General features: G+C 34.5%; 7 protein-coding genes and 1 pseudogene. 1 reads left to right on the top strand and 7 read right to left on the bottom strand.

Going from position 1 to position 12,733, the window contains the following annotated elements; translation table 11 throughout:
- Positions 1-983: 983 nt before the first annotated feature.
- The 5 genes from MWJ95_RS15230 to MWJ95_RS15250 all read right to left on the bottom strand — a co-directional run bounded on the left by MWJ95_RS15230 (position 984) and on the right by MWJ95_RS15250 (position 8,949).
- Entirely contained in the window at positions 984-2,039 is a 1,056-nt protein-coding gene (locus tag MWJ95_RS15230; protein WP_249106539.1) for an ankyrin repeat domain-containing protein, read from the bottom strand.
- A gap of 512 nt (positions 2,040-2,551) precedes the next feature.
- Entirely contained in the window at positions 2,552-2,731 is a 180-nt protein-coding gene (locus tag MWJ95_RS15235; protein ID WP_249074712.1) for a hypothetical protein, read from the bottom strand.
- Positions 2,732-2,951: 220 nt separating this feature from the next.
- Positions 2,952-3,593, bottom strand: coding sequence for a 5,6-dimethylbenzimidazole synthase (gene bluB, locus MWJ95_RS15240; RefSeq protein ID WP_249106544.1), 642 nt, complete (start codon positions 3,591-3,593; stop codon positions 2,952-2,954).
- Positions 3,594-5,124: 1,531 nt separating this feature from the next.
- Positions 5,125-6,684 carry a glycoside hydrolase family 10-like protein gene (locus MWJ95_RS15245; RefSeq protein ID WP_249074714.1) on the bottom strand — a complete coding sequence of 520 codons (1,560 nt, stop codon included), beginning with the start codon at positions 6,682-6,684 and terminating at the stop codon, positions 5,125-5,127.
- A gap of 585 nt (positions 6,685-7,269) precedes the next feature.
- The gene (locus MWJ95_RS15250; protein ID WP_249106546.1) at positions 7,270-8,949 is read right to left on the bottom strand and encodes a multicopper oxidase family protein; all 1,680 of its coding nucleotides are present in this window, start codon (positions 8,947-8,949) and stop codon (positions 7,270-7,272) included.
- 707 nt (positions 8,950-9,656) lie between these two features.
- Between MWJ95_RS15250 and MWJ95_RS15255 the strand changes: the two are divergent.
- A pseudogene (locus tag MWJ95_RS15255) lies at positions 9,657-10,315 on the top strand (SDR family NAD(P)-dependent oxidoreductase).
- Between the two features lie 739 nt (positions 10,316-11,054).
- On the opposite strand, the gene MWJ95_RS15260 reads toward MWJ95_RS15255, so the two are convergent.
- Complete coding sequence (locus MWJ95_RS15260) at positions 11,055-11,477, bottom strand: RND transporter (protein ID WP_249074716.1); 423 nt, start codon at positions 11,475-11,477, stop codon at positions 11,055-11,057.
- A gap of 395 nt (positions 11,478-11,872) precedes the next feature.
- On the bottom strand, positions 11,873-12,733 hold an 861-nt coding region (gene serS / locus MWJ95_RS15265; protein WP_249106548.1), incomplete at its 5' end, for a serine--tRNA ligase.

The raw sequence follows: 12,733 nt of genomic DNA on the forward strand, positions 1-12,733 counted from the left end.
AATTGGGTAGTTATTTTTTATTTGAAAAATCGTAACCGTTCAAATAATTTGGATAGATAGACTGATAATGATTAGTTGTTAACTGCGGTTGATAAGCATAATTCATATTTGTTGTCGGCATTGTAAAACCTTCTGATTGAAACCCGACTTGTTGACGATAAGAATAAGGGTTTCAATCAGGTGTCTGAATCGGTGATGTTACATTTTTACCTTCTATTGAAGGATTAATATATGGATTATTTGTCAATTAAAAATGGCGTTTTTTTATTGATTGTTGTTTTTGTTGCCCTTTTTAAATATAATATTCGTGTTTATTTAATTATTGAAGTGTTCAGACTGTGGATGAATAGCACTTTCACCACTTAAATACGAATGTTTTGGATTATTCAATACAATATAGTTCGCTATGTTGCTCAAGACGCCCTTTCATTTAACGCTATGAAACGTATCGAGATTAAGTAACACGTACCGTTGCCCATTCCGATCGCTCTCACAGGGCACAATAAAAGTATTTCGCGTTTCCTTATTTTACATAATCCAGGGTGAACACCTCATTGATTTTCTAAAACTATAGATTGCAGCTTTTCCTTATTCCTTCAATATTTGTATGTATTAAATAACTCATAAGCAATATATAATACTATCCTTATTTCGGTTTCACTTTGTCTTCTATTAGATTTTGCAAGATCATACTCAACTTTTTTTCAAGATACTTATTATCGAAATTTAAAGTGTCAAATTTAAAGATAAGACTTGGTGTATTCTTCCAAGTCTTCAGTAATCTTTTTCTTTGATGTTGCTACCAACTAATTTGACTAAACTATCCGCAAAATCATTTCATGCTAATAAAAAAGGCAAGCCTCCCATCTACCCGCTTCACGTTGCATCACTTACGGCATAATATCCCCTTTTCTTAGCCGTTAAGTGCTTAGCAAAAGGGATATTATTGTTTATAAAAATGCTTATTGGATTCGTTAAATATGTTAGCGCTTATATTCGGGCTGTTCTAAAATAATCAGATTCGGATTGCTAAGTACCCATTGCACTGCCAACTCGCATAGTCTCGCAGGTTCCACATCTCCATCGCCATTGTGAAGTTCTTTCGCTAAAGTGATAGACTCCTGAATTTCATCTGGATGTAATGGCGTACCTAAGCTAATGTAATGGTTCAAACTTTTGAGCATTTTACGAAAATCATTATCCCAGTTGATGCCGCCGTTATCTAAAATTTCGTATGAGACTTTACCAGTAATACGAATAACCTCTCCTTGTACAGTTTGCGCATGTCCTTGCGAAGGAATTAGTAAATTCCAAAGTTCATTATGTTGCGCGTGCCAGCCCTTTGTACATACTGTTATTGGAGACGTACCATCATGCGTTTTTCGCTTCTCTACTGGTGGAACCTCAAATAGCTCATAAAGCCGGGAAAGTGCCTCATCCGTTTCGTTCAAATATTCTTTATTAAAACCTTCTCTGTGAAATTCGAAGTCTTTTCCAATTCGCTTAATAGAATTTTTCATTTCCGGCGTTACAGCTATGCCCGCGCTCAGAAAAATCTCAGAAATTTCCACTAGTTCAACAATATTTATATTTCTACATACTGCTAAAGCTTTGTCCAAAGGCGTCTCATTCATCATATTCACCGCGCTAATATTTGCGCCTTTAGAAACCAATGTGCGCACCGCATTTGGTCTGAAAAAAGCAGCCGCAGCAAATAAAGGTGTTTCGTTTTGATAATCCAAGGCTTCTATATCTGCACCTAACTCAAGAAGCAATTCAATATTCCCCCGCCAACTTATTGCCTGATTATGTAAAGCCGATCTTTTGTAATTGTCTCTCGCATTTATATTTGCCCCCTGTTCCACGAGCCAGCGAACCAATTCTTCCGGTACATTGAAAAAGCTTAAGGCTGTTGTTTTACTATAACCACCATATGCATCTAGCTCGCACTTTGTAAATACCTCTTGTAATGCCGCAATATCACCTGCTTCAATTAGTTCATTAAAATTTTTAGGTAACGTTTTTCTCTTCCTCGCCATATGTATTTTCGCTCCTTAAATTAGATTTTGAATATAGTTCATCACGTCATTTACCATATACATACCAATCTATATTTTACCATGTTAAAATTTCTTTGCTAAGAGAGTTTACAGTTAATTAAGAAAAGATGAAAATTCATATAGTTTAAATAGCTCTGTAAGTTCTAAACCATTTTGTTCTATATAGGGGTCTCGTCAGATTTATGCGGATTTACAACGTTAAGAAATATACACGATTTTATGCAAAGTGAAGAACAAACCAAACAAGTAAAAATACTGATACTTCAACCGTTTATGCCACCTGTATAAAAAGACGTATAAACAATGTTCATAAGAAAAGCCACGAAACGTTAATTTAACAACATTTCGTGGCTTTTTGGTGTGTTTCCAAACTTTTGTTTGGCAACGTTATTTTGTATGTGATTGTATAGCTTAAATAAACGTATCAATCGAACTTGATGTAGGCTTTACTCGCTGTTGTGCTTCTGCTTTTAAAGCATTGATTGTTTATTTTATCCGACTTTAGATTGAATGTTTTTAGTGTTCTTTTTTAATCCCGTTGCAATCCCAATCATACTAATTGTTATTGCAAGAGAAGACCAATTGAAAGTGCCTAACTTAACTAAATCATAAGTAAAAGTGATAATAGCAAGAACTGCGATAGTGTAATAAAAGTAAAGTAATAATTTCATAAGAAATACCTCATATATTAATATAATCCTACATATTGTAACATTATTCCTTTTTTGTTTCTATATCAGTCAAATAATTTCTAAACAAGTTCCAAAACGTCGTTTAGAAAGCTTTCTTCGTAGAGTCACCAAAGTCTGACTGGGGAACGTTATTAGGTTTATTTATGTATAAGTTATTAAATCCTAGTTGCACCAAAGACTCCGATAGATTAATAAGTCTTTAGTTTTGTCCCCATTTATTTTCGAAAATAAGATGTTCTAAAGAACGTCTTTTTTCCCAATTAGCTAACTCTAAAATGGGCTTTTCTGGGTAATTTTCAGTATAACCGATTGATATAAGAGCAATGGGATCGATGTGTGGTGGTATTTCTAAAATGTCTCTAATATCATTCTTTTTATAAAAACTTACCCACCCCATCGCAAGTCCTTCAGCACAAGCTGCTAACCACATATTTTGAATAGCACAGGCTGTTGATAAAATATCTGTTTCAGGAATTGAATTTCGTCCTAATACATGGGAACCTCCTCTTGTAGGGTCACATGTAACACAAATAGTTATAGGAGCTTCTTTTAAACCCTCAATTTTTAAATCAAGGAATTTCATTTTTTTCTCCCCATCATAATGAATAGCTAATGCTCGGCTTTCTTTTTCTGCTGCCCAAGCCAATTTTTCTTTAATTTCGTCAGTGGAAATCAAAATAAAGTTCCAAGGTTGCATAAATCCTACTGAAGGTGCATGATGAGCTGCATTTAATATTCTATGTATAATGTTTTCAGGGATAGGAGTTGATAAAAAACTTCGAATATCTCTCCTATTATAAATAACTTTATAAATAGACTCTCTTTCTTCATTAGAAAACATAAATTTCTCCCCTTTTCTTTACAAATGTTTATTTTAAATATTAACTGATTTTTCATTATTCTGCCACGTAAGTTGAAGTAAAAATGCACCAAAAAGCGTGGTTTGGGTGTGTTTGTCCTTATCGTTGTATCCGCATAAATCTGACTCCACCTCTTCTTAATTCGGATTAACATTCGTCAAATCGATTACCATATTTCCGTTCAGTTTCATATTATGGATAATTGCACCATTAATGATAGACCGGTTTAAAGACACCTTTTGCAGATTTCACAATTGCCTTTGGCTGCTGAATCGATAGTCCTTCTAATAGCCAACGAAGCTATTGCTGTGAGAGAGTTCATACTTCAGCGTGTTATCAATTTAATGTATAAAAATGAACAATTGATTGGGATGAATTATTTATTTTACGGATTTGGCTTAATTCAGATGTAACGAAGTTTATTCGTGGAAAATGTAACAGTTTTTCACTTACATCTAACGCCGAATCTAAATCTTTATCAAAATGCGTTTTTATACTAGAAATTTCAGATTCCATCTATAACACCTCTTCTTTCCTTACATACCGTTAGAGCATTCTGAATAGTAATTAGTTGCATAAAATTAAATTATTTTTATTATTCTATTTTAATCTAAGTCTGGCTACAAAGCAGCATTCTATCGCTATTTGAAACAAGAGCAAACACAACACCTAATAAGGTTGTGCTTGCTCTTGTTTATTCATATTTGCCTTAACGTTGTAAATCCACATTTTTCTAAAGGGACCCCGTTTAAATCTAAATGCTTCACCAATATTTTAAAACAGATTTATCAATTGTTCTATATATTATGTAACTAATTAAGAAGAGTCGAACATACAAATTTACACGTTCGACTTCTCAAATATTCCCGTTCTAATATCAATAATATATGTATTTATTCTTCAACCAACATGTATCTTGATTCTGTAACAACCAGCTAAATTTGTCACTCTAATGAATATTTTTTATGAATATTGGACAAGTCTAGATCGAACGATAATTAGCATTATTCAAACGAATAATCCCCCTTTGAACGATAAATTATGGGAAACATCCGATAATTAGAAAGCTGTGACCAAAGTATTTATATTATGTAAACTAAAATTATTTGGCGTGGAGGAGGGCTTGAATATGCCAACTTCCCATAATATCTAAATAACATATACATATAAGATTCGATATTAAAAAGCGTCAATTCAAAAATACACGAAGTATATCACAAATTAACATTAAATGTTTTTTAGGAAACTTATCTATAAAATCCAGCTAGTAATCCCATTATAAAAGTAGCTAAAGCACTAATTGATACTACACATGCAGCTTGTACAGGCGAACCAGTAATTTGAAAGGCTAAATTTGCTAACGCAATCATTAATTTACGATAAATAAAAAGAATCCATTTTGAAAAAAGATTATCAAAATGGATTCTAAAAAAGATCGATTATTTTCTACCAATAAGCTTTGGATCTACAGGTTTTTCTAGTTGCTCTGGCCCTTCAGGTGTTGCTCTATTGCTACTGGTTGGGATTTCCGCCTTTTAGAACAAAAGCAGTTTTACTTTCCACACCTGTAGCAGATATAGACTTTATACCATATGTGTATACTTTACTATTATTTGCAATAGTATCTACATAAACAGTATTACCTTGTGTGTTATAAACCACGTCTACTATATTTTTAACGTCTTTATATGATCCTTCTTTTGTTCCCTCAAATCGGTATATTACATATTTCCTTGGTTGAGTACTATTTTTATCTGTAATAGTAAGCTTCATGCCGAAAGACTCTTTACTCAATTTAACATCAGTTGGACATAAAGGTATTGCAGAGCCTTTCCAATAAATTGTAGGTGTTAAAGCTTTATAATTGTATAGTTGCTGTTTTAGATAAGAAGCATATCCAAGAGCGTTATTGTTAATACTTCTTAGAGAAAAATGCATTTGTCCTTGAGCATTTTTATTTGCTCTGTTGGCGATTACTTGGCTGATAAGTTCCGTCTTATTATTCCATGCAGTATCAGAATCATTTCCAACTTTATGATTGGCCATGCCAATATATAGATTTATAGGATGGACTTTTGCGTACGTTTGAACTTCTCTTCCCCACCAATCTAATAAAACAGAGTAATTTGCTGCTTTATGATTTCTAGACCAATAGATTTGAGGCGCAATATAATCGATACTTCCATCTTTAATCCACTGTCTTGTATCAGCATAAATATCATCGTAGTTACTCATTCCATTCGTGTTACTACCAGTCGAATCTTGTCCTTTGTTTCGCCAAATTCCAAACGGAGATATTCCATATTGAACATGAGGTTTAATTGCCTTAATGCTTGCATAAACCTTTTTTACTAATTGATTAACATTATTTCTGCGCCAGTCTTCAATATTATTGAATGAGCTACCATACTTTTTAAAAGTTCGTTGATCTTGAAAAGTCTCTCCTTTTATTTTATAAGGATAGAAGTAATCATCCATATGTACAGCGTCGATATCATAGTTGCTTACTAATTCTTTTATGGTTGATAATAAGTAATTTTGAACTTCCGGCAACCCAGGATCTAAATAGTATTGTTTACCGTATTTCACTACCCAATTAGAATTTTTACGGGCTACATTATTGGCAGCAAGATTAGACAAAGATTGCGAAGGCATAGTGACCCTATATGGGTTTACCCAAGCATGAAGTTCTAATCCTCGCTTATGTGCTTCGTCTAGCATTATTTGCAATGGATCAAAACCCGGATTGGTCCCTTGTCTATTGCCTGTTATATACGATGACCATGGAGCAAGCTTAGACGGATACAGTGCATCATTTAATGGCTTAACTTGAAAAATAACTGTATTAAAGTTATCAGCTTTTAATTTGTCTAAGGTACTTTGAACCCATTGAGTATATTGGGTTTTACTCATACCAGCCTTCATATCAATATTAGACACTGTTGCAATCCAGGCTGCACGCATTTCATTTTGAGGTAGTGAATTAGCTGTAGCCTTTTGATTTGAAACAGGGATAAGTAAAAGTAAAACAAAAAAAGTTACTAAGCACTTTCCAAAAAAATTTTTAAACATAAATAATGAAATCTCTCCTTTTAGTTCTCAGCTATTAAAACCTAGCTGTTACTATAACCTAAGTAAATACCATTTCAGCCTATTCTATAAAAGTAGGAACTGATTTATCCTTCTAAATTTTGTCGGCAGGCCCCCCTATTGGTAATTTCAAATTGTTTGCGAAGCTCGTTGGAAAATTTTATTCTGTTTCTTCGCTCACTATATAATACCACAAATCCCCAATTATTCTCCCTTCACCGGTAATTTCCATTTATTTAAATTCTTGACGCCAATTTTATGATAGCGTTGAATGGCAATCATTTGGTCAATTGTTAAGTTTGTTTGATAAAGTGGACCATACGGTGGAAGGATTGGAAGAAATCTTCACAAGATAAATATCAGTTTTAACATAAATGTCCAATAAAAAAATCATCTCAAAGGATAACTGAAGAGATGATTTTTATAAAACTTTATTATTTGTTTATCTTAGGATACATAACTGCACCAGCTGGTCCGGTTCAGATAATAATATAGTCAAAGTATTGGTGATAAAAATTTGAATCACTCATCGCTGTAATCCCCTTTACGGAGATGGCGATGAGGACTTTACTCATCCTCGTCATGATACTTTATACAGTCACAATATTTATGGCCATGATCGCAGCACTGGGTAAATGAATCGTCCAGGCATACGCCTGGAATAGGGATGCATGGGTCAAAATCATGGTTTTGGAGTACTTGGTACGGGCGCATCATATCATGATCTTCATGTTCAAGGATATGGCAATGCCATATATATGTTCCGGTAAACGGCCCAAAACGTGCAATAATACGGGTAACTTCTCCAGGGTTTGCACGTACGGTATCTTTCCAACCCATTTCATTCAGATCCGGTTTCTTTGCTTTCCCTACTTTAATGATATTCCCATTTTCATCCACGGTAATTGGTGCTCGATTAAGAATCTGGAATTGAACTAGATGCAAATGAATCGGATGAGTATCGGGGGTTAAATTATAAAGTTCCCAAATTTCTATTGTGCCATTATATGGTGTTTCTGTAATAGGGTCGAACCACCTCATGTTATTGAGTTCAAGCAACGGTCGACCAAATTCATCAGTATTTTCAACTAAAAGGTTTTTTCTTACATGGATAGCATCTTTAGGATCAAGTTTTCCCAAGCAACTTAGTCTTTCAGGTATTGTACTTGTATCCGGCTTGGAAGATTTTTGGTTAACCTTAAATTCCATAATTTGCGAAAGATCTGGAGAAGGGGGGACGCCATCAGGAAAAGGGGTTGGAGCATCATTTGTCAGTATGATATTCTGCCCTCTATGTTTTGAAAAATCGATGATTACATCCGCTCGTTCTGCTGGAGCCAGTATGATTTCAGAAACTGACACAGGTTTTTCTAATAACCCGCCATCCGTACCGATTTGAACGATATTTTGACCTGAACTCAATCGCATACGGTAAAAACGGGCATTAGAACCATTGAGGATTCGAAATCGGTATTTTCTCGGTTCAACTCTAAGATAGGGCCATACCTTCCCATTGACTAGAATTGTATCTCCAAAAAATTCTGGAACAACCGATGGATTCGGAAGATCAGGATCTATTGGAGGTGGTGGTTGTGGTGCAGGTGGTGGTTTTTGTCCGGGCTGGGAAGGATAGAACAGTTGACCGTCATCATAGAAGGAACGATCCTGGATAACTAATGGAATTTCAAATTCTCCTCGGGGGAGATTTAGTTTTTCTTCTTCCTTGTCTCGAATAAGGTAAAACCCTGCTAAGCCGGCATAAACATTTAATCGAGTGATTCCAAGGGCATGGTCGTGATACCAGAGAGTTGTCGGACGCTGACAATTCGGATAGTAGTAAACTTCATGCACGAATTTGCTGCCAAAGTTTTCAAAGTTTTTGGTAAACCATGCTTCTGGATATCCGTCATTTTCAGGGCGAACACGCCCCCCATGCAAGTGAACTACCGTTCTGACAGGTGGTTGACTAGGATCAGCACCGTGAACAGTAGTATCCACTGGCAGAAGATGTGTAAAAGGTAGTTTATTTTCCCACTTCACAAGAATTGGATGGTCCCTGAGAACATCAAATGTCGGCCCGGGATACAAACCATTAAATCCCCAAACTGTTGTCGGTGGTAAGGCCCGATGTAGCTTTTGTTTTATCTGCTGCATCAACACCTCATAGTAAGGGATTCCATCATGTATTCCGGTTGGTTTAATAGTAGGTGGAATCGGTAATGCATCAATAAACTTTTTTAATTTCAAATTAATTTCCTCCTTATCATTTTTATATAATTTAATTCAATAGTCATAGTTAGACATAGAATCTGTTGACTTACTTTATTAAATGTATAAGCAGATAAAAATGTTTAGGCAAAGGAGGAAGGACAACATAAAAGCTCTAATTTCTTCTACTAAGACGCCGTTAGTTGAGTTAAAGGTAATTAGTTTTATTGAGATAAATGTTTGTAATCAAATATTTCAATTTTGAAACCGTAAGTACATTTATCCATATCAATCTTGACACTATAACAGGGTGAGGAAATACTACCTTAACATCAACTAGATTTTTCGAAGGAATTTTAATTCTTACCGGAATAAATCAAGCAACCTTGTATCGCCATATAAGGCAATTTACTTTGTATCACACATTTCACAAAAAAATGTCCCCTTTCCACAATAAGCAGACATTCTTATTAAAAATAAAGTTTCTAAAATGACTGGTCATGGAGTTCATTCACTTCGAAGCAACCCTTAAACCCATTGGTTACTCCGAAACATTTCCAAATGTTGTTATTAGTAACCATAAAAACTTTAATGTCATATAACTTATCTCAAGCTTTTCTAGAATTAAGGATATAGACCTAACCAAAGAGAATATTCATAGTAAATAAAAAAATGTTTGTGATATTCCTTACTTAGGAATAATAGAATCAAATTTATAAAAGAAAAACTCTTGTGATACTTCTTAAGTGGTAGTGGTAACTGGTGGTGCAACAGGAATTGGGAGTGCAACCTGTTTAAAGTTATCTTCTCTAGGGACTAAGGTCGTTATAAACTATTCAAATTCGGTACAAGAAGCACGAATACGTTCAATCAATTATCAAATCCTGGGCTATTGCATAAAGCCGATATTAGTGACGAGCATCAAACGAAAGAAATGATTCTGGCTTGTATTCAAAAGTTTGGAAAGTTAGATTATCTCGTTAACAATGTTGGTATTACGCATCAATTGGCTATGATTTTGATGGGGCGACTGATTCAATCTGGGATAAAACTTTATGATGTAAAAGGATAAGATTCAGCAATTGTTAATGTTGGAAGTATAGCAGGAATAACCCGCTTAGGCTCCTCGGTCCCATATGCAGTAACAAAATCGGCTGTTCTTGGACTAACAAAATCACATGCGTTTTCACTATCGTTAGGCATAAGAATTAATTGTATTGCTCTCGGTGCTGTCGGTACAAGATGGTGGAAAGGAAATGAAGAAAAAATGGAAGCCGTAGCTGGAAATATTTTATTGAAAAGGATTTCCACTCCTGAGGACATTGCTGAAACCATTTGTTATACACTTCTTCAAAAGTCACTAACAGGACAAATCATTACAGTAGACAATGGGCAAACTATGTAAGAATAGATTTCCTTTTTATTGAAAGTATTGAAAAGATGTTTACTGTTAATAAAAATCCATTAGTAAACTAACGGGTTCTGTTTTGAAGTACAAAAAGCAAAATCGCAGGTTAAAAAGACAATTAATTAGCATACAAAAAGGTACTGGAATAATTCGCAGTACCTTTTTTGTACAACTTAACGAGCGTTTAATTCTTTGAATACTTTTTGATGACAAATAATAAAGGATGTTTTCGTATAAATTTTCGATTCAGTAAATATCAAATCAATCTTTGCTAAAGGCTGTTTTCTCAAAGATTGTTACTGTTTTAAAAAAAGGCAGATTTAATCTACAAAACCAACGTGTAGAATAAATTCTGTCTTTTTTGAATCGAAAATTTAACTAAAGCACCCTGTTACTTCAATAAGGGGGCTCGTCAGATTTATGCGGATTTACAACGATAAGACTTCAATTTTTTATACACGATTTTATTCATCAAAGACTATGGTGCAACATTAATTCAAATGCTTCAAAACCTTTGCTATGACTGACTTTTAACAAAAGTGATTAAAACAACACTTAAACAATATTCATAAGATAAGCCACGAACGTTGATTTCACAACATTCGTGGCTTTTTGATGTGTTTCCAAACTTTGATTTGGGAACGGTTATTTGATTTATTTTGTATGCTTTATAAATCCTAGTGAAATTTAAGCACGCGTTAGCTAATAAAGTATCTTTTCATACACTTCTAACCAGTTAAATTTTTTTGGTCTTGCGATTTTCAAGAAAATTGAAAATTGAGTATGATACTATTAAGATTACCCCAATTAGGAATGCAATAAAAAAACCAAATATTCCTATAAGACCGACCCATCCAATCGTGAATGTAAGGAAAAATAGTGCATAACAAAAACCAACTATTATTATTGCAATAGGTACGTTAAAAGGAAATAATCGTTTCCAACCCAAAGCTAAAAAAGACGAAATTGAAAGTATAGCAACTGAAATGATTGTGTGTAAAAAGAACCAACGGAATTCCGCACGAGATTGTCCTTCTTCACCATAAGTAGTGTCTGTATTTAAGTCATATAGCGTAATTGCTGCTGTAACAATACCCACCAATACAATGGTTGTGAAAGTTGTCCAGTTTATCGTTTTTAAAATGTTTTTATTTTTCATTTTACCCCCTAAAAAATTTATTCTCCTGCTGGTATTTCTATATTCTTTTCTTAAATTCCTTCTTCTTAAGTAACTTGCTTCGTTAGTTGAAGTACAAACCTTTCCAAAGTGTCGTTTGGTAACAATTCTTTCCTTAGCCACTATAAAAAAACTTGGTGGCTTTTATATTAGTTTCTTACTCGAACATCCAGTCTTTTCTAACATTACCTGCTTTTTGTGTGATCCTCATTATCTTAGCAAATTGTTCAATACGTTCCGATTTTAGAGTACGTTCTCCTTTTAACATAAATACTACAACTGTTTACACACCCGATATTATTAAAAGCATCTGTAAATCGATAAAAAGGTAATACAATTACCTGTAAAGGATATCCAAAATAGCTTTTAGCCGTTATTTATTTTGGCGCAATTACTTCTTTACCACCCATGTATGGTCTTAAAACTTCAGGAATTACTACGCTTCCATCAGCTTGTTGGTAGTTTTCTAAAATAGCAGCAACTGTACGTCCAATCGCAAGACCTGAACCGTTTAATGTATGAACATATTCTGGTTTTGCATTTGGCTCACGACGGAAGCGAATATTTGCTCGTCGTGCTTGGAAATCCTCAAAGTTAGAGCAAGAAGAAATTTCACGGTACATGTTTTGTGCTGGGATCCAAACTTCTAAATCATATTTCTTCGCTGCAATAAATCCTAAATCTGCAGTACACATTTTTAGTTTACGATACGGTAAGCCTAGTAATTGCAGTACTTTTTCAGCATGACCTGTTAACAACTCTAGCTGTTCATAGGACTCCTCTGGTTTTACAAAGCGTACTAATTCTACTTTGTTGAATTGGTGCTGACGGATTAAACCACGTGTATCACGACCCGCAGAGCCTGCCTCTGAACGGAAGCAAGCGCTGTATGCTGCAAAGCCTTGTGGTAATGCATCAACAGGTAAAATTTCATCACGATAGAAGTTTGTTACAGGTACTTCTGCCGTTGGAATCATGAAATAATCTGTTTCCTCTAATTTAAAAACATCTTCTTCAAATTTAGGAAGATTTCCAGTACCCGTCAAGCTATCACGATTAACAATGACAGGTGGTAGTATTTCTTCATAGCCATGCTCTTCTGCATGTAAATCCATCATAAACGTCATTAAAGCGCGTTCTAAGCGAGCACCAAGACCACGGTAGAATAAGAAACGGCTACCAGTCACTTTTGCACCACGTTCAAAGTCCACAATTTTTAAATCCGTAGCAATATCCCA

This window comes from Lysinibacillus sp. Bpr_S20, from assembly GCF_023337835.1.
Classification (GTDB): domain Bacteria; phylum Bacillota; class Bacilli; order Bacillales_A; family Planococcaceae; genus Lysinibacillus.

What these genes read in the sequence shown, in the direction of transcription:
- MWJ95_RS15230 (WP_249106539.1), bottom strand. Translation starts at nt 2,039, where the DNA reads ATGGCGAGGAAGAGAAAAACGTTACCTAAAAATTTTAATGAACTAATT.
- MWJ95_RS15235 (WP_249074712.1), bottom strand. Translation starts at nt 2,731, where the DNA reads ATGAAATTATTACTTTACTTTTATTACACTATCGCAGTTCTTGCTATT.
- bluB (WP_249106544.1), bottom strand. Translation starts at nt 3,593, where the DNA reads ATGTTTTCTAATGAAGAAAGAGAGTCTATTTATAAAGTTATTTATAAT.
- MWJ95_RS15245 (WP_249074714.1), bottom strand. Translation starts at nt 6,684, where the DNA reads ATGTTTAAAAATTTTTTTGGAAAGTGCTTAGTAACTTTTTTTGTTTTA.
- MWJ95_RS15260 (WP_249074716.1), bottom strand. Translation starts at nt 11,477, where the DNA reads ATGAAAAATAAAAACATTTTAAAAACGATAAACTGGACAACTTTCACA.